15 protein-coding genes are annotated in these 17,235 nt (G+C 73.8%); 12 read left to right on the forward strand and 3 right to left on the reverse strand.

Annotation, left to right across the window (positions count from 1 at the left end):
* The first annotated feature begins 34 nt into the window (after positions 1-34).
* From ACIG36_RS23330 to ACIG36_RS23340, 3 genes are all read left to right on the forward strand, one after another.
* Positions 35-556: a DUF2165 domain-containing protein gene (locus ACIG36_RS23330; protein ID WP_399930966.1), complete on the forward strand. Its 522-nt coding sequence runs from the start codon at positions 35-37 to the stop codon at positions 554-556.
* 158 nt (positions 557-714) lie between these two features.
* Positions 715-2,040, forward strand: coding sequence for a homogentisate 1,2-dioxygenase (gene hmgA / locus ACIG36_RS23335; RefSeq protein ID WP_399930969.1), 1,326 nt, complete (start codon positions 715-717; stop codon positions 2,038-2,040).
* Positions 2,041-2,057: 17 nt separating this feature from the next.
* Positions 2,058-2,807 carry a GntR family transcriptional regulator gene (locus ACIG36_RS23340; RefSeq protein ID WP_399930971.1) on the forward strand — a complete coding sequence of 250 codons (750 nt, stop codon included), beginning with the start codon at positions 2,058-2,060 and terminating at the stop codon, positions 2,805-2,807.
* 10 nt (positions 2,808-2,817) lie between these two features.
* On the opposite strand, the gene ACIG36_RS23345 is transcribed toward ACIG36_RS23340, so the two are convergent.
* A complete protein-coding gene (locus ACIG36_RS23345; RefSeq protein ID WP_399930974.1) occupies positions 2,818-3,534 on the reverse strand; it encodes a TetR/AcrR family transcriptional regulator C-terminal domain-containing protein in 717 nt (238 codons plus the stop codon).
* A gap of 65 nt (positions 3,535-3,599) precedes the next feature.
* Here ACIG36_RS23345 and ACIG36_RS23350 point away from each other — a divergent pair, with 65 nt between their 5' ends.
* Entirely contained in the window at positions 3,600-4,574 is a 975-nt protein-coding gene (locus ACIG36_RS23350) for an ATP-binding cassette domain-containing protein (protein ID WP_399930977.1), read from the forward strand.
* 29 nt (positions 4,575-4,603) lie between these two features.
* Positions 4,604-5,359 (forward strand): ABC transporter permease, encoded by a 756-nt coding sequence (locus ACIG36_RS23355; protein WP_399931232.1) that lies wholly within the window; start codon positions 4,604-4,606, stop codon positions 5,357-5,359.
* Positions 5,360-5,431: 72 nt separating this feature from the next.
* On the opposite strand, the gene ACIG36_RS23360 is transcribed toward ACIG36_RS23355, so the two are convergent.
* A complete protein-coding gene (locus ACIG36_RS23360) occupies positions 5,432-5,728 on the reverse strand; it encodes a hypothetical protein (protein WP_399930980.1) in 297 nt (98 codons plus the stop codon).
* A gap of 238 nt (positions 5,729-5,966) precedes the next feature.
* On the opposite strand from ACIG36_RS23360, the gene ACIG36_RS23365 reads away from it, so the two are divergent.
* Positions 5,967-7,589, forward strand: a complete 1,623-nt coding sequence (locus ACIG36_RS23365; RefSeq protein ID WP_399930982.1) for a serine/threonine-protein kinase — start codon at positions 5,967-5,969, stop codon at positions 7,587-7,589.
* A 39-nt stretch (positions 7,590-7,628) separates the two neighbouring features.
* On the opposite strand, the gene ACIG36_RS23370 is transcribed toward ACIG36_RS23365, so the two are convergent.
* Entirely contained in the window at positions 7,629-8,432 is an 804-nt protein-coding gene (locus ACIG36_RS23370) for an SGNH/GDSL hydrolase family protein (RefSeq protein ID WP_399930986.1), read from the reverse strand.
* Between the two features lie 358 nt (positions 8,433-8,790).
* Here ACIG36_RS23370 and ACIG36_RS23375 point away from each other — a divergent pair, with 358 nt between their 5' ends.
* From ACIG36_RS23375 to ACIG36_RS23400, 6 genes are all read left to right on the forward strand, one after another.
* On the forward strand, positions 8,791-9,246 hold the full coding sequence (locus tag ACIG36_RS23375) for a hypothetical protein (protein ID WP_399930989.1): 456 nt from the start codon (positions 8,791-8,793) through the stop codon (positions 9,244-9,246).
* 1 nt (position 9,247) lies between these two features.
* Positions 9,248-10,342, forward strand: a complete 1,095-nt coding sequence (locus ACIG36_RS23380) for a GNAT family N-acetyltransferase (protein WP_399930992.1) — start codon at positions 9,248-9,250, stop codon at positions 10,340-10,342.
* Between the two features lie 448 nt (positions 10,343-10,790).
* The gene (locus ACIG36_RS23385) at positions 10,791-11,615 is read left to right on the forward strand and encodes a glycosyltransferase family 2 protein (protein WP_399930995.1); all 825 of its coding nucleotides are present in this window, start codon (positions 10,791-10,793) and stop codon (positions 11,613-11,615) included.
* The gene (locus ACIG36_RS23390) at positions 11,612-12,703 is read left to right on the forward strand and encodes a glycosyltransferase (protein ID WP_399930998.1); all 1,092 of its coding nucleotides are present in this window, start codon (positions 11,612-11,614) and stop codon (positions 12,701-12,703) included. The genes ACIG36_RS23385 and ACIG36_RS23390 overlap by 4 nt, the downstream gene beginning before the upstream one ends.
* A complete protein-coding gene (locus ACIG36_RS23395; RefSeq protein WP_399931001.1) occupies positions 12,700-13,515 on the forward strand; it encodes a polysaccharide deacetylase family protein in 816 nt (271 codons plus the stop codon). Before ACIG36_RS23390 ends, ACIG36_RS23395 begins: the two co-directional genes overlap by 4 nt.
* Positions 13,508-17,233 carry a lipopolysaccharide biosynthesis protein gene (locus ACIG36_RS23400; RefSeq protein ID WP_399931004.1) on the forward strand — a complete coding sequence of 1,242 codons (3,726 nt, stop codon included), beginning with the start codon at positions 13,508-13,510 and terminating at the stop codon, positions 17,231-17,233. The genes ACIG36_RS23395 and ACIG36_RS23400 overlap by 8 nt, the downstream gene beginning before the upstream one ends.
* Positions 17,234-17,235 lie beyond the last annotated feature (2 nt).

Raw genomic sequence — 17,235 nt, forward strand, 5'->3', positions numbered from 1 at the left:
GTACGGGCCGGGCGGCAAGGGAAGGCTTGTCCTCATGACCGCTGAGCGCACCCTGCCGGCGGCGGCCATGGCGCTGACCGCCACGGTGGCGGTCTCCATCACGCTCGTCGCCTTCGGCAACATCACCGACTTCGGCACCAATCAGGAGTTCGTCCGGCACGTCCTGGCGATGGACACGACCTTCCAGGACGAGGACCTGATGTGGCGGGCGATCACGGACCCCGCGGTCCAGGACGCCGCCTACGTTCTGATCATCGCCTGGGAGGCGCTGGCCGCGCTGGTGCTCCTCGCGGCCACGGCGCTGTGGCTGCGCGGGCTGGCGCGCGGCCGGCACGGCTACGGCCCGGCCCGGAGGGCCACCACGGTGGGGCTGGTGATGATCCTGCTGCTGTTCGGGCTGGGCTTCATCGGCATAGGGGGCGAGTGGTTCGCGATGTGGCAGTCGGCGAAGTGGAACGGGCTGCAGGCCGCCGCACGGAACGTCACCCTGGCCGGTGTCCTGCTGGTGCTGATCCACCTGCCGTCCCCGCAGTGGCACCGGGACCGCGAAGCGTGACCGGGCCCCCGGCTCCTGCGGCGGATCCGGCCGCCCCGGGCCGTTTTCCGGGCGGCCTCCGCACGCCGCGCGGCTGATCCATTGACGCACGCCGCTCCCGAATCCTACGGTCACCCATAGGAATCCATCGGCCAATCCACCGGCGGCGGGAGCACGCGATGAGCGGTACGGGCAACGAGCAGGCGCGCAAGACGGCCGAGGCGCTGGTGTACTCGTCCGGGTTCGGCAACGAGCACAGCAGCGAGGCCGTGCCCGGTGCGCTGCCGCAGGGGCGCAACTCCCCCCAGCGGGCCCCGCTCGGCCTCTACGCGGAGCAGCTGAGCGGCTCGGCCTTCACCGAGCCCCGGCAGCACAACCGCAGGTCGTGGCTGTACCGCATCCGCCCCTCGGCCGCGCACCCGCCGTTCACCCGGACCGGTAACGGCGCCCTGCGCGGCGCGCCCTTCACCGAGACCGTCCCCGACCCCAACCGGCTGCGCTGGAACCCGCTGCCCGAGCCCGCCGAGGGCACCGACTTCCTCGCCGGGCTGTGGACGCTCGGCGGCAACGGCGACGCCGCGCAGCGCACCGGCATGGCCGTGCACCTCTACGCCGCCAACGCCTCCATGACCGACCGCGTCTTCAGCGACGCCGACGGCGAGCTGCTGATCGTGCCGGAGCGCGGCGGGCTGCTGCTGCGCACGGAGTTCGGGCTGCTGCGGGCCGAGCCGGGGCATGTGGCGCTGATCCCGCGCGGGGTGCGCTTCCGGGTCGAGCTGCTCGACGACAGCGCGCGCGGATACGTCTGCGAGAACTACGGGCGTCCCTTCGTCCTGCCCGACCTCGGCCCGATCGGCGCCAACGGGCTGGCCAACGCGCGGGACTTCCTGGCGCCGGTCGCCGCGTACGAGGACGTCGAGGGCCCGGTCGAGGTCGTCAGCAAGTACTGCGGCAACCTGTGGTCGGCGACGTACGACCACTCGCCGCTGGACGTCGTCGCCTGGCACGGCAACCATGTGCCCTACGTCTACGACCTGCGCCGCTTCAACGTCATCGGCTCGATCAGCTACGACCACCCGGACCCGTCGATCTTCACGGTGCTCACCTCCCCGTCCGACACCCCGGGGCCGGCGGGCGTGGACTTCGTGGTCTTCGCGCCGCGCTGGCTGGTGGGCGAGGACACCTTCCGGCCGCCGTACTTCCACCGGAACGTGATGAGCGAGTACATGGGCCTGATCGAGGGCGCCTACGACGCGAAGGCGGAGGGCTTCGTACCGGGCGGCGGTTCGCTGCACAACATGATGTCGGCGCACGGCCCGGACCGGGAGACCTTCGACCGGGCGAGCGCGGCCGAGCTGACGCCGCAGAAGGTGGACGACGGGCTGGCCTTCATGTTCGAGACCCGCTGGCCGCTGACGCTGACCGGGCAGGCGGCGGACGCGGGACACCTGCAGACGGGCTACGACGGGGTGTGGCAGGGTCTGCAGCGCCATTTCCGTCGCTGACGCCCGCGGAGTTCCCCGTGACCACCTTCGCCCCCGACTCGCTCGCCCTCAACCGCAAGCTGCCGCTGTGGTACCAGGTATCGCAGTCGCTGCGGGCCTCGATACTCGGGCGCCGCCCGGAGGATCCGCTGCGGCTGCCGACCGAGGACGCGCTCGCCACGCACTACGGCGTGAGCGTGCTGACCATGCGGCAGGCACTGAAGGAGCTGGAGGCGGAGGGACTGATCAGCAGGCACCGCCGGCGCGGCACGTTCATCGAGCCGAGCGCCCGGCGCGGCTCGCCCGTGCGGCTGCTCGGCTCGGTGGACACCATCGTCGCCCAGCAGTCCGGCGAGATCACGGCCGTCCTCGACCACGGCCCTGAGCAGGTCCCGGCCGAGCTGGCCGAGCACTTCCCGGACCTCGACGAGGCGGTGGCCTTCCGGCGGCTGCGCTGCGACGGGGAGTCGGGCGAGCCGACGAACTGGGCGGAGAACCTGGTCCGCCCCGAGCTCGCCGAGCGCATCGACCTGGCCGACCTGACCCGGTGGCCGATGACGAAGGTGCTGCGCGACGCGCTGGGCGTGACGATCAGCCGCATCACCGACACGGTCGAGGCGCGCCTGGCGGACCCGGAGACGGCCCGGCTGCTCCAGGTGCCGCTGCTCAGCCCGATCCTGCACTACACGGGGATCACCTACGACGAGGACGGCCGGGCGATCGACGTCGCCCGCATCCGCTACCGCGGCGACCGCTTCTCCTTCACCGTCACGCTGGACGCCCACTAGGGCGAAGGAGTCAGCGCCCGAAGCCGTTCAGCAGGCGGTTGACCGAGCGCTCGAAGAGCGCGTCGGGGTCGGGCACCGCGGGCGCCTCGGCGAAGGCCGCCGCCAGCCGGGGGTGGGCCCCCTCGGCCAGCGCCCGCGCCAGATGGGCGTGCCGGGCCGGCTGCTCCTCCCCCGGCGCCCAGGGCGAGGTCCGCGCGCGCTCGGCGCCGGCCACCTCGTGGGTGACGTAGGCGGCGACGACCGCGTGCAGCATCGAGATCAGCTCCAGCTTGGTGGCGCCGTCGGCCTCGAGCGGCTCCAGCGTCCACAGGGCGTACTCGAGGTAGCGCAGCGCGTTGGGACTGAAGCCGTACTCGGGGACCAGCAGGCGCGGGAGCCAGGGGTGACGGCGCATCAGGGCGCGCATCTGCCGGGCCAGGCCGAGCGTCCCGGCGCGCCAGTCGGCCGGCGGCGGCCCGGACAGGTCGTACTCGCCGGCGGCCGCGTCGACCATCAGCTCGTACAGGTCCTCCTTGCGCGGCACGTAGTTGTAGAGCGACATCGTGCCGCAGCCGATCTCGGCCGCGACCCTGCGCATGGAGACGGCGTCGAGCCCGTCGGCGTCCGCGACGCGCACCGCCGCCGCCGCGATCTCCGCGCGGCTGTGCGCGGGGCGCGGCCCGCGCCCGGTCCGCTCGGAGCGCGCCCAGATCACCTCGGGCCCGGCCGGGCGTCCGCTGGCTGCCATTGATCCATCACCTCGGTCACCATCCTAGTTACGTACGGCGTACGTAGTACGGTATGGTCACCGCCATGACTACGTACGCTGTACTTAGTGAGGGCCTGCGGAAGCGCTTCGGCGACGTGCGGGCGCTCGACGGCTTCGACCTGGCCGTCCCCGAAGGCACCGTCTGCGCCCTGCTGGGCCCCAACGGCGCTGGCAAGAGCACCGCCGTCCGCCTGCTGACCACCCTCGTCGCCCCCGATTCCGGCACGGCCCGCGTCGCCGGGCACGACGTCCTGCGCTCGCCGGACGCCGTCCGCCGCGCCATCGGCGTCACCGGCCAGGCCACCGCCGTGGACCTGGACCTGACGGGACGGGAGAACCTGCGCCTGTTCGGCCGGCTGCGCGGACTGCGGCCCGCCGAGGCCCGTGCGCGCGCCGGGGAACTACTGGCGCGCTTCGGCCTCGAGGAGGCCGCCGGCCGCTCCGCCCGGACGTACTCGGGTGGCATGCGCCGGCGCCTGGACCTGGCCGCGAGCCTGCTCACCCAGCCGAGGGTGCTGTTCCTGGACGAACCCACGACCGGCCTCGACCCCGCCAGCCGCGAGCTGATCTGGCAGACCGTCCGGGACCTCGCCGACCGGGGCACGACCGTCCTGCTCACCACCCAGTACCTGGAGGAGGCGGACCGGCTGGCCGACGAGGTCGTCCTCATCGACCACGGACGCGTCACCGAGCGCGGCACCCCGGCGGGCCTCAAGGCCCGCATCGGCTCCCACGCCGAGGTCGTCGTCGCCGACGCGGAAGCGCTGCCGTCGGCCGCGGCCGCCCTCGCCGCCCTCACCGGCACCCGTCCGGTGCTGGACCCCGGGCGCCGCGCCGCCGGGGCGGCCGTCACCGGGCCGGCGCTCACCCTGCCGTTCCTGGTCCGCGAACTCGACGCGGCGGGTGTGCCCGTCGTCGACGCCACCCTGCGCGAGCCGACCCTGGACGAGGTCTTCCTGCGCCTGACCGCCCCCGCCGGCGCGACCGCCGGCACGACCGCCGAGGAGGCCGCCGCGTGATCACCGGCACCCTGTCCGACAGCCGCGCCATGCTCGGCCGCAACGTCCAGCGGATGCGCCGGGCGCCCGGGTTGTTCGTCATCACCCTGACGATGCCCGTGACCATGCTGCTCTTCTTCGGCTACGTCTTCGGCAGCGCGGTGGTACTGGACGGCGGCACGGACTACCGCGCCTATCTGGTCCCCGGACTGTTCGTCGCCACCGCCGTCAACGGCGTGATGACCTCGATGCTGTCCTCCGCGCAGGACTACCAGCGCGGGGTGATGGACCGCTTCCGGACACTGCCCATGAGCCGCTTCGCCATTCCGGCCGGGCAGACGGGCGCCGACGTGCTGCTCGCGGCCGTCGGCCTGATACCGCTGGCACTGTGCGGGTACGCGGTGGGCTGGCGCGTCGAGGGCGGGGCGCTGCCCGCGCTGGGGGCGTTCGCGCTGCTGCTGCTCTTCCGGCTGGTCACCGCCTGGCTGGGCCACTGGCTGGGACTGCTGCTGAAGACGGAGGAGGCGGCGGGCCAGATGGGCGGGGCCACCTTCATGCTGCCGCTGCTGTCCAACGCCTATGTGCCCACCGAGGGCATGCCGGGCTGGCTGCGCACGGTCGCCGAATGGAACCCCGTCAGCGCGGTCACCGCCGCCTGCCGCGACCTCTTCGGCAACGCCCACCCGGCCGCCGGTGCCTCCTGGCCCGTGGCACACCCCCTCGCGGCGTCACTGGCCTGGGCCGCGCTGGTCCTGGCCGTCGTCGTGCCGCTGACGGTCAGGAGGTACGGGCGGACTGCCGGGTGAAGGATTCGCCAGGTGTGCCGGTGGGGCGGCCGGCCCGGGGGTGAGGGCGGGCCGGAACGGGTACGGGCCGGGTCAGGCGGGGCTGCTGCCGGTGCTGGTGCTGGGGCCGCTGTGGCTGCCGAAGAGCGAACGGCGCAGCCGCTTCAGCGGGGCGAGCAGGGAGACGCGGGCGGTCCTGCTCTGCCCGGCACGGGTGTGGTCACGCGCGGTGAGCTCGCGCATCAGTACGGTCGCGCCCTCGACCTCGCGCTGCGGCAGGGCGGGCCCGCCGAGCACCGCGAGGTGACGGTCCAGGCGCGCGCTGGACGCACCGCTTCCGTAGCTGACGGCAGGTACACGCGCCCTGCTGCGCATCGCTATCTGATCCATGAGACTCCCCACCCGTACGAGGCACCCGGCCCAGGCAGAGTAACCCTATCGCCCCATCGCGTCACCCGCGCATCCGCGGGTCGGATTCACCACCCCGTCAAGGGCGTTGACGAGCCTGGCGTGAACCTGCCGTCACCGTGCGCGAGTTGGCCGGGACATTCCGCTGCCGCACAGGGGGCAATCACGCTCCGTTGCGGTACATTCACCCCGAATCGCTCTCGGGGGAGGGACGGACGTCATGGACGGGAGTTCCGGTGCCGGACGCGTGCTGGCGAACCGCTACCGACTGCAGCAACAGCTGGGGCACGGCGGGATGGGCGTGGTGTGGCAGGCCCGGGACGAGGTGCTGGGCCGGGAGGTGGCGGTCAAGGAGGTCCTGGCGCCGGCCGGGCTGACCGACCGTGACGTGCGGCAGCTGTACGCCCGGCTGGAGCGCGAGGGGCGCGCGGCGGCGCGCGTGGCGCACCGCAACGTCGTCACCGTGCACGACGTCTTCGTCGGCGACGACGGCCGGCCCTGGATCGTCATGGAGCTGGTGCGCGGCATGTCACTGGCCGACCTGCTCGACGCCGAGGGCCCCCTCGACCCGGCCCGCGCGGCGCACATCGGCGCCGAAGTGCTGGCCGCGCTCCGGGGAGCGCACGCCGTGGGCGTACTCCACCGTGATGTGAAACCGGGAAATGTGCTCATCGGTAACGACGGGCGTGTCGTGCTCTCCGACTTCGGCATCGCGATGATCGAGGGCAGCTCCGCCCTGACGGCGACCGGGCAGCTGGTGGGCTCGCCCGAATACCTGGCGCCGGAACGGGCCCTGGGCCACCCGCCGGGTCCGCAGTCCGACCTGTGGTCGCTCGGGGTGACCCTCTACGCCGCCGTCGAGGGCCACTCCCCCTTCCGTCAGGACACACCGCTGAGCACGCTGCGCGCCGTGGTGGACGCGGCGCTGCCGCCGCCCCGGCGGGCAGGCGTGCTCGCGCCCGTCCTGGACGCGCTGCTGCGCAAGGATCCGGCGGAGCGTCCGGGCATGGCGGACGCCGAGCGGATGCTGCGGACGGCGGCCGCGCAACGCCGGGCGCCGGGCCCGGCGAACGCGGCGTACTCGCCGACGGTCGCGGCGGCGGACCCCGGCCCGCAGCCGCCCGGCGGAGCCGGCGCGGGAGACCGCCCGGCCGCCGGGCGGGGCGAGGACCCGGCGCCCGCCGGCCGGCGGCGCGGGCGGGTGGCGCTGGTGGCCGGCGCGCTGGTCGCGGCGCTGGCGGTGGGCGGGCTGGTATGGGGACTGACCCGCGACGCCGGCGGCACGCCGGACGCGAGCGGGGCCGGGGCGGGCACCGAGCCGGCCATGAGCGACGGCAGGAACGCGGGGGCGGGCGCAGGCTCGGTCACGGGCGCCGGCTCGGCCACGGTGAACGTCGTCGTCACCGCGCAGCGCGACAGCTACTCCGGCGCGTGCCCGCCGCCCGCCGCGGCCGCCCCCGCCTTCCAGGCGGGCTTCGCCGTGGACCGCGGCCCGGCGGAGGTCGTCTACCGGTGGGTGACGGGCAGCGGGAGCGTCACGGACGGCGGGTGGAAGACGCTGCGCTTCGGCGCCGGGTCCGGCACCCGGGTCGTGGAGCACGCGGAGACGGGCCGGAGTGCCGGCGCGCCGGAGAAGGACTGGATCGCGGTGGAGATCAAAAGCCCGCGCCGGGCGACGTCGCAGCGCGTGCCGTTCACGGTGTCCTGCCGGCGGACACCCACGGGCGGGACCGGCCCGTCCGCCTCCGTCTCCCCCACCGCCTCCCCGCCGCGCCCGTCGGCACCGGCTCCGGCGCCGACGGGGTCGGGGGGTTCGGGTCTGTACGGCGGGACGGGGGGCTGACGGGCCGGCGGGCCCCGCCCGGTCCCCGGCCGCGGCCGCTCAGGACGCGGCCGCGAACACCGGCAGGTAGCCGCCCGACTGTCCGGCGGCGTTGGGGTGGTAGGACTCGTCGACGGGCAGCGTCACGCTGTTCAGCCAGGCGCTCCCCGAGCACAGCTCGTGCCCGGCGAAGGTGGCGTTGACGTCCCCGTAGGCGAAGCCGTGGTCGGCGGCCCGCTTGGCGGTGACGGTGCCGATGTGATCGGCGGCGGCGTTGATGGCCTTGCGCTTGGTGTCGCTCAGCCCGGCGCACGCCACGCCCGTCCGGTAGAAGCGGGGGTAGCCGAGCACGACGACCCGGGCCTGCGGTGCCTTGGATCTGACGGCCGAGTAGACGGCGTCGAGTCTGCCGGGCAGCTCGTCGCGGATGTACGCGCGGGCCTTGGCGATGCGCTCGAGACAGGAGCTGTCGCTGCCCAGGACGCAGGACGTCATGGTGTCGGCGAACCCCGCGTCGTTGCCGCCGACGCTGATGCTGACGAGCCCGGTGGCGGGGGTCAGCGCGCCGAGCTGCTTGCCGAGAACATCACCCGTCCGGGCGCCCGAACAGGCCACGAAGGCGAACGAGGAGGGGCGGTGCGCGGCGGCCCACAGGGCGGGGTACGCCCTCGTGCTGCGCTTGCAGGAGCCGCTCGCGGAGTCGTAGGAACCGGCACCGACGCCGGAGGAATAGGAGTCACCGAGCGCCACATAGGCGGGGGTTGACGCTCGCTCGGCAGAGTGCGCGGCGCCGGCCCCGCCGAAAGCGAGGCCGACGGTGAGGGCCAGCGCGGATACGGCACCCGCGACCCGGGACAGTTTCATGGAATCTCCCTTAGCAGGGTTTTCTGCCACCACCGTGGTAGCAACGACCCGGCCATGTTGGAAGTGTCCATGCCAAAAACGGAAGATCAATACCCTTTTTCGATCATGGCGTGAGGATGTCGTGCCCATGACGATCGCAACGCCCGCGCGCCTGTCAACAGGCCTCTGCGGATGATCATTTGACGGCTCGTCGGATGGTCGTGGCGGCGCACCGGCTGTTCATCCGACCGTAAGCCTCCGGTTGTGGCGGCCGTGCCGTCCGGGGGCTGTTTTGCATGGCCTTCACATCTTGACGGGCCTTTGCCCGCTGCGCGACATTGAAGCCCGGCATCCGGCGCTTCGGGGGGCTAAGTCGCCAATGCAGAGCTTCACTGATCTCACCGGTCTTGACGATCCGGCGGAACGGGACGATACGGGCGACGGTGACGGCAGCGACGACAGGAGGGCGTCCGCGGGGGACTCCCTCCTCGTGGTGGCGGGCGCGGCCGCGGCCATCGCGGGCACGGGCGGCGCCCTGGCGCTCGCCGACATCGCCTCGCCCCTGCGCGCGCCGTTCACGCTGTTCTTTCTGATCGTGGCGCCCGCGTGCGCCGTGGCGGCCGCGCTGCCGGGCCTGGACCCGCTCAGCCGGGCGGTGGTGGCCGCCGGGGCGGCCGTCGCCCTCGACCTGCTGATCGCGCAGGTCATGCTCGCGCTGCACGCCTGGACGGTGCGGGGCGGCGTGGCGGCGGTCGCCACGGTCAGCCTTCTGGTGTTCCTGCTGGCACACGCGCGGCGCCATCGCGGCCGCGCCGCGAGAAGTCGGGCTTCGTGACGTGGACATCAGCGTGTACCGGCCCGGTGAGCTCACCGCGGCCGACCGATTGGCGTGGTCGTCGTTGCAGGCGCGGGCCGTGGAGGACGGGTCGCCGCAGCTCGCGAATCCTTTCCTCGCTCCGGAGTTCGCGCTCGCCGTCGGCCGCTGCCGGCGCGGGACGCGCATAGCGGTGGTGCGGGAGGAGGGCGCGCCGGTGGCATTCTTCCCCTTCCAGCGCTCCTCGCTGGGGGTGGGGCGGGCCATCGGGCTGGGCGTCTCGGACGCCCAGGGCCTGGTGCACCGGCCGGGCTTCCAGTGGGACACGCGCGAGCTGCTGCTGGCGTGTGGGCTGTCGCTGTGGGAGTTCGACCACCTGGTGGAGGGTCAGAAGCCGTTCGAGGTGGCGGCCTCCGGCTCGTTCGCCTCGCCCGTCATCGACGTGGACCAGGGCTACGAGCGCTACCTGGCGGCCCTGCGCAAGCAGTCGCCCAAGTTCACCCGCACCACGCTCGCCAAGGAGCGCCGGCTGGGGCGGGACGTCGGCGAGGTGCGCTACGTCCACGACGAGCGCGATCCGGCCGTGCTGCGCGTGCTGACCGGCTGGAAATCGGCGCAGTACCGAAGAACAGGGCGTGCGGACCGCTTCGCGCGCCCCTGGATAGCCCAGCTCGTCGAGCAGCTGTTCCATACGCGCACCGCGACGTTCGCCGGGCTGCTGTCGGTGCTCTACGCGGCCGGGCGACCGGTCGCGGCCCACTTCGGGCTGCGCTCGCCGACGGTGCTGTCCTGCTGGTTCCCGGCGTACGACCCGGAGTTCGCGCGCTACTCCCCCGGCCTGGTGCTGCACATGCACATGGCCGAGGGGGCGGCCGCCGAGGGGCTGGCCTACCTGGACCTGGGCCGGGGCGGAAAGGCGTACAAGGACTCGCTCAAGACCCGGGAGCTCAGCGTCTCGGAGGGCTGGGTGACCAGGCGGCACCCGGTGGCCCTGGGCTACCGGGCCCGGCGGGCCCCGGTGCGGGCGCTGCGCAACACGGTGCTCTCCCGGCCGGAGCTGTTCGAGCCGGCCGACCGGCTGCTGAAGCGCATGGGGCGCATTCGTCACGGCGAATGAGCCCCGCACGCGCCCCCGTGCGTCCGGTGGGGGCGGCGACGGCGGAACCGGTCGTCATGAACTCGACGTCAATACCTAAGACTGTGCGGATGGTTGCATAGGCGCAAAAAACACCAAAGGAGGAGTCTCCGACCCACCTCTTGCCATACAGTCTCAAGCTTCAATACCGTCGTACATCTACCCGCATCGGCCCATCATCTTCAGCGGCTCCGGGGAGGGCTCACAGCGTCGCGATGATGTCCGGCGCGGGGCGCGGCAGGGGGTGCCGCGCTCGGCCAGTCGACAACGCCGGGGCGCGTGCCGCGCGGCTCGGTGATACTTGCCAACTCGCCCTGCTCTGCTGGTCGTTCCATGCCGGGCGGGCAAGGCGAGTACCCCCTTTTCGAACCGGACACACCATCGGACCGCTGGGGCAGGCGGTCCACCGGACGAGAGGGAAAGAAGACACATGAGTGCGTTCCTGCGGCCGGCGGCCAGTGAAGAGGATCCGGAGACATCCGGCCGCTACCGTCCGGTGACCTCGCAATTCGCGATAGCGCCACCGGTGAGCGTCGTCATTCCCGCCATGAACGAGGCGGAGAATCTTCCGTACGTCTTCAAGACACTGCCCGGCTGGATCCACGAAGTGGTCCTGGTCGACGGCAATTCCACCGACGACACCGTCCGGGTCGCCCGCGACCTGTATCCGGACGTCAAGGTCGTCGAACAGCTCGGCAAGGGCAAGGGCGACGCGCTGATCACCGGCTTCGCCGCCTGCAGCGGCGAGATCATCGTGATGGTCGACGCGGACGGCTCCGCGGACGGCGGCGAGATCGTCAGCTATGTCTCCGCCCTGGTGGGGGGCGCCGACTTCGCCAAGGGCTCGCGCTTCGCCAACGGCGGCGGCACGGACGACATGACGCTGATCCGCCGGCTCGGCAACCGCGTGCTGACCTCGATGGTCAACCACAAGTTCGGCGCCCGCTACACCGACCTGTGCTACGGCTACAACGCGTTCTGGAAGCGCTGCCTGGACGAGATCGCCCTGGACTGCGCCGGCTTCGAGGTCGAGACCCTGATGAACATCAGAGTGGTGAAGGCCGGGCTGCGCGTACAGGAGATTCCCAGCCATGAGTTCGTCCGCATCCACGGCACCAGCAACCTGCGGGCCGTGCGCGACGGGCTACGGGTGCTGAAGGTCATCCTGCGCGAGCGCGGTACCGGCCGCCGCCCCCGCCACCGGCGCGCGACGCTCGCCATCGCGCCCGCCGCCAACCGCGGGGAAGTCTCTTGAGCACAGCACCGACGCACCGCACCGGCACACCGAGCGTCTCGGTGGTCATCTGCGTCTACACCGAGGACCGCTGGGGCGACATCCTCGCCGCGGTGGCCTCGGTGCGCGACCAGTCCTATCCCGCCCTGGAGACGCTGCTGGTGGTCGACCACAACCCCGCCCTGCTGCGCCGCCTCGCCAAGACCTACGGGGACGACGGCGCCGGGGCGGGGGCACAGCCCGTGCGGGTGCTCGCCAACGCGGGCCCGCGCGGCCTGTCGGCGGGCCGCAACACCGGCATCGAGGCCTCCCGCGGGGAGGTCATCGCCTTCCTCGACGACGACGCGGTCGCCGAGCGGGACTGGCTGCTGCACTTCGCCGAGGGCTACGCCGACCCGCGGGTGATGGCGGTGGGCGGCCGCACCCAGCCGGTGTGGGCCTCCCGCCGCCGCCCGGCCTGGTTCCCGGAGGAGTTCGACTGGGTGGTGGGCTGCACCTACCGGGGGCTGCCGCCGGGGAAGGTGGCGGTGCGCAACGTCCTGGGCGGCAACGCCTCGTTCCGTCGCTCGGGGCTGGCCGCCGTCGGCGGCTTCGCCAGCGGCATCGGGCGCGACGGCCACCGGCTGCCGCTGGGCGGCGAGGAGACCGAGCTGTGCATCCGGCTGACCCGGGCGCTGCCGGACGCCCTGCTGCTGATCGACGACCGCTCGGTGATCCACCACCGGGTGCCGCCGGGCCGTGAGCGGTTCCGCTACTTCCGCACCCGGGCGTACGCCGAGGGCCTGTCGAAGGCCCTGGTGGCGCGCAGCGTGGGCAGCCGGGCGGGGCTGGAGAGCGAGCGCCGGTACACCACGCGGGTGCTGCCCGCGGGCGTGGGGCGCGGGCTGCGGGACGCGCTGCTGGGCCGGCCCGGGGGCGCGGGCCGGGCCGGGGCGATCGTCGCCGGTGTGGCGGCCGCCGCGGGCGGCTACGCGCTCGGCACGCTACGGGCGCGCCGGGGCGGCGGCCGGTTCGCGGTGGCGGCGGTGGAGTCGGTGACGGGCACGGCGAGGGGCACCCCTGCGGGACCGGGCGCCGGGGCCGCGGCGGCCGAAGGAGCGGGCGCATGAGCGACGGCCCGGTGCCGATCCTGATGTACCACGCCGTGGCCCACGCGCCCGCCCGCGCGACGTACGGGCTGTCGGTCTCGCCCGGCGCGTTCCGGGAACAGATGCGGGTGCTGGCGGGCCACGGCTTCACGCCGGTGACGACGGCGCAGCTGGCCGCCGCCTGGCGCGGGGGCCGCCGGCTGCCGCCGAAGCCGGTGCTGATCACCTTCGACGACGGCTACGAGGGCGTGCACCGCTACGCCCTGCCCACCCTGGCCGAGCACGGCTTCACGGCCACGCTGTTCGCCTCCACGGGCTGGCTGCGCGGCGAGCACGAGAGCGGGGGCGCCCTGGACCTCATGCTGAGCTGGGACCAGCTGCGCGAGCTGGCCGCGGCCGGAGTGGAGATCGGCGGGCACAGCCACACCCACCCGCAGCTCGATCAACTGTCCGACGAGAAGCTGGCGTTCGAGGTGCGGCACTGCCACGAGCTGCTGACGGCCGAACTGGGTCACCCACCCGTGTCGTTCGCCTATCCCTACGGTTACTCCAGCCGCCGGGTGCGCGGTACGGTGCGCGCGGCCGGGTTCGGGGTCTCGCTCGCCGTGGGCAACGCGCTGGCCACGCGCCGCCAGGGCCCGTACGCCCTGGAGCGGGTGACCGTGCGCCGCACGACGGGGATCGCCGACTTCGAACGGCTCGTCGAGGGACGGGCGCTCGGCCGGTTCTTCGCCCGGGACCGGGCACTGACCAAGGGGTACGCCGTCGTCCGCGGAAGCCGGAGACTCCTGCGGAGCAGCGGCGTCGGGAAGGCGATCGAAGCCCGTGCCTGAAGCGTCCACCCGGACCGAGGAAAGAGCCGTGGAGCCGACCCCCCGGCGGCTGCGGCTGCCCGGCGGCGGCACCGGAAGCCCGCTGTTCCGCAACGCCTTCGCGCTGATGCTCAACACCGGCATCAGCGGAGTCCTGGGGCTGGGCTTCTGGCTGGCCGCCGCCCGCTACTACAGCGAGGAGTCGGTCGGCCAGGGCTCGGCCGCCATCGCCGCGATGAAGCTCCTGGCGGGGCTGACGGCCATCACGCTGACGGGGGCGCTGGCCCGCTTCATCCCGGTGGCGGGGCGAACGACGGGCCGGCTGGTGTGGCGCACGTACGCGGGCAGTTCGGTGCTCGTCGCCGTGGCGGCGGGCGTCTTCGTGCTCACGCTCGACCGCTGGGGCCCCTCGTTCCGGTTCCTCGCCGGGCCGTTGCCGGCGCTGGGGTTCGTCGCGGCGGCCGTCGCCTGGTCGGTGCTCACCCTGCAGGACGGGGTGCTGACCGGGCTGCGCAACGCGCTGTGGGTGCCGGTGGGCAACACCGTCTTCTCGATGGTGAAGCTGGCGCTGCTGGTGGCGCTGGCGGTGGCGCTGCCAGTGTCGGGGGTGTTCGTCTCCTGGGTGGTCTCCATCGCGGTGTCGGTGGTGCCGCTGGGCTGGCTGGTGTTCCGGCGGCTGGTGCCCGCGCACATCGCGGCCACCGAGCGCACGGCGCGCCCCGCGTCCTACCGGGAGATGGGCCGCTTCCTGGCCGGGGACTGCACCGGCTCGCTGTTCTCGCTGGCCGTGGTCTACCTGGTGCCGGTGATCGTCGCCGCGCAGGTCGGCCCGGCCGACAACGCCTACTTCTACATCACCTCCACCATCGCCGGCACGGTCAACCTGCTGGCCATCAACATGGGCGCCTCGCTGACCGTCGAGGGCTCGCACGACCCGGCGCGGCTGGCGGAGAACTGCCGGGCGGCGCTGCGCCGCATGGCCAAGCTGATGGTGCCGGTGTGCGTGCTGCTGTTCGTCCTCGCGCCGTACGTCCTGCGGGTCTTCGGCCGGGGGTACGCGGACGCGGCGACGCCGCTGCTGCGCTGGTTCGCGGTCGGGGCGGCGCTGCGGGTGGTGATGGAGGTCTACTTCGCGGTGCTGCGGGCGCAGAGCCGTACCGCGGGGCTCGCCTATCTGCAGGGGCTGCTGTGTGCGCTCGTGCTGGGGCTGACGCTGGTGCTGCTGCCCCGGATGGGGCTGACGGGGGCGGGGGTGGCGGAGATCTGCAGCCTCACGGTGATCGTCTCGATCGCGGCGGTCAAGCTCCGGTCCGTGCTCCGGGCGGAACGGGCGGCCGCCGTCGGGCCCGACGAGACGCCGCCCGACGGCGACCTCGCCGACCTCGCGGTGCACGGCGACCGGCGCGACGACCGCCGGGACGACCGACGGGAGAAGGCGCCCGGGGAGCACGAGGGCGGCGGGTTCGGCACCCGCTGGGCGCTGCGCAAGGCGCTGGACGCGGACACCGTCCCGCTCGGCCTGCGCCCGGACATAGACCACCCCGAACGCCGCCCCGACGTGCGGCCCGTGCCCGACACGGGAGCGCACGGGCAGGCGGCCGAGCCCCCGGTGGCCGCGTCCCGGGAGGAGAAGACCCCGGCGGAGGAAACCCCGGCGGGCAGGGCCCCGGCCGAGCAGGTCCCGGCGCCCCCGGCACCCGCCGGGGGCGCCGTGGCGCGTCCCGCGCGGTGGTGGCGCGGTCCGCAGGCCTGGAGCTGGCTGCTGCTGGCCGCGGCGCTGGCGCTGTACTGGGTGCCGCTGACGGCCGCCGGGGACGTGGACCTGGAGGGCATGGGCGGGTTCGGGCTGGTGTCGGTGCTGCCGGTGGCCACGCTGCTGGGGGCGGGGCTACTGGTGGTGACGTTCGCCTCGGCGCTGTGGCCGGCCCGCCCCCGGCCGTGGCTGCTGCTGACGGTGCTGGTGGCGACCGTGGTGTGCCTGCACGCCGTGCCCGCGGTGCTGGAGGACCGGCCGCGCTTCGCGACGGCCTGGCAGCACCTGGGCTTCCTGGACTACCTCGACCGCACCGGCACGGCCGCGCCCGACCTGGACGCCCGCTGGAGCTGGCCGGGCTTCTTCGCCCTGGCCGCGTTCGCCGCCCGCGCCTGCGGGGTGGAGGACCTCGCCGGGGTGCTGCGCTGGTGGCCGCTGACCATCCAGCTGCTGTCCCTGGCACCGCTGGCGCTGCTGCTGCGGGCGGTACGCGCGAACTGGCGGGCGAAGTGGACGGCGCTGTGGATGTTCGCGCTGTGCGGCTGGGTCGGGCAGGACTACTTCTCCCCCCAGTCCCTCAACTACCTCTTCTACCTGCTGTTCACGGCCGTGCTGCTGGTGTGGTTCCGCTGGCCGGGACAGCTGCGCGGCAGGCTGCTGCCCGGCGAGCGCGAGGTCGCCCCGGTCGGGCGGGGCGAGGCCGCCGTCCTGGTGGCGCTGCTGCTGGCCCTGTTCGCCGCCTCGGTCGCCAGCCACCAGCTCACCCCCTTCGTGATGCTGGGTGTGGTCACCGCCCTGGCCCTGGCCCGGCGGCTGTCGCTGACCGGGCTGCCGCTGCTGTGCGCGGTGATGCTGGCGGTGTGGGTGGGGTTCCTGGCGGAGCCGTACTGGTCGGGGCACTTCGACGACCTCTTCGGCGGGCTGGGCTCGCTGGGCGGCAACGTCTCCTCGTCCGTCTCGGGCCGCATCGAGGGTGGCAGCGCCACGCACAAGATGGTGCTCTACGTCCGGGTCGCGCTCGCCGCGGGCGTGCTGGCCCTGGCCGCGCTCGGCTGGTGGCGGCGGCGCCGCGCCGGCCTGGGCGACCGGTCGCTGCTGGTCCTGGCCTGCGTGCCGTTCCTCGCCTTCGGCATGCAGTCCTACGGCGGCGAAGTGGCGCTGCGCGTCTTCCTCTTCGCCCTGCCGGGCGCCTGCGCCCTGGCCGCCCTCGCCCTCTTCCCCCGCCCGGACACCCACCCGCGGGCCACCGGCCGCCGCCCGTGGCGGGCACCGCTGGCGGCGCTGCTGGCCGGGCTCGTGCTCGTCCTGGGCTTCCTGGTGGCCCGCTGGGGCAACGAGCCCTTCGAGCGCGTGCGGCCCGGCGAGGTGGCCGCCATGGAGTACGTCTACCGGCACGACCGGCCCACCGTGCGGCTGCTGTGGATGAGCAGCGACACCGTCAACGACGTCACCCCCGCCATACCGTGGGGCTCACGGGACATGGAACGGGTCCTGTACGAGCCGACGCCCGCCCCGCGCGACCCGGCGCGGGCACCCGAACTCGTGACGCAGCTGCGCGCCGCCGGGCCCAACGCCTATCTCGTGATCAGCCGCGGCCAGTCCGTGTACCTCGAGTTCAGCGCGGGCTACGCCCCCGACTGGGAGCGGCGTCTGCTCGCCTCCCTCGACGCGCGGCCGGAGCTGCGCCGGGCGCTCGCCAACGACGACGCCGTGCTGTACGAGCTGCGGGACAAGCCCGCCGGCGCCGCCCCCGACCCGCGGCCGGGCCCGGCCGGGCCGCGGGTGACGTGGACGCCGGTGTCGGTGGCCGGCGCCCTCGCCGCGGTGGCGCTGCTGGCCCTGCTGACGGCCCGGGAGCTGGTGCGGGCCGGGGTACGGCCGGGGGTGCGGCAGCTGCGGTGGCTGCAGGGCTCGTTCTGGTTCGCACTGCCGTTGCTGGCGGTGGTGCTGGGGTCGCTGGCCTGGCGGCTGGCGACGATGTCGTAGCG

Source organism: Streptomyces sp. NPDC053048 (assembly GCF_044547045.1).
GTDB lineage: Bacteria > Actinomycetota > Actinomycetes > Streptomycetales > Streptomycetaceae > Streptomyces.

Bases quoted from the DNA above. Each gene is read 5' to 3' on its own strand.
- ACIG36_RS23330 (WP_399930966.1), top strand. From the start codon at position 35: ATGACCGCTGAGCGCACCCTGCCGGCGGCGGCCATGGCGCTGACCGCC.
- hmgA (WP_399930969.1), top strand. From the start codon at position 715: ATGAGCGGTACGGGCAACGAGCAGGCGCGCAAGACGGCCGAGGCGCTG.
- ACIG36_RS23345 (WP_399930974.1), bottom strand. From the start codon at position 3,534: ATGGCAGCCAGCGGACGCCCGGCCGGGCCCGAGGTGATCTGGGCGCGC.
- ACIG36_RS23350 (WP_399930977.1), top strand. From the start codon at position 3,600: ATGACTACGTACGCTGTACTTAGTGAGGGCCTGCGGAAGCGCTTCGGC.
- ACIG36_RS23355 (WP_399931232.1), top strand. From the start codon at position 4,604: ATGCTCGGCCGCAACGTCCAGCGGATGCGCCGGGCGCCCGGGTTGTTC.
- ACIG36_RS23360 (WP_399930980.1), bottom strand. From the start codon at position 5,728: ATGGATCAGATAGCGATGCGCAGCAGGGCGCGTGTACCTGCCGTCAGC.
- ACIG36_RS23365 (WP_399930982.1), top strand. From the start codon at position 5,967: ATGGACGGGAGTTCCGGTGCCGGACGCGTGCTGGCGAACCGCTACCGA.
- ACIG36_RS23370 (WP_399930986.1), bottom strand. From the start codon at position 8,432: ATGAAACTGTCCCGGGTCGCGGGTGCCGTATCCGCGCTGGCCCTCACC.
- ACIG36_RS23375 (WP_399930989.1), top strand. From the start codon at position 8,791: ATGCAGAGCTTCACTGATCTCACCGGTCTTGACGATCCGGCGGAACGG.
- ACIG36_RS23385 (WP_399930995.1), top strand. From the start codon at position 10,791: ATGAGTGCGTTCCTGCGGCCGGCGGCCAGTGAAGAGGATCCGGAGACA.
- ACIG36_RS23395 (WP_399931001.1), top strand. From the start codon at position 12,700: ATGAGCGACGGCCCGGTGCCGATCCTGATGTACCACGCCGTGGCCCAC.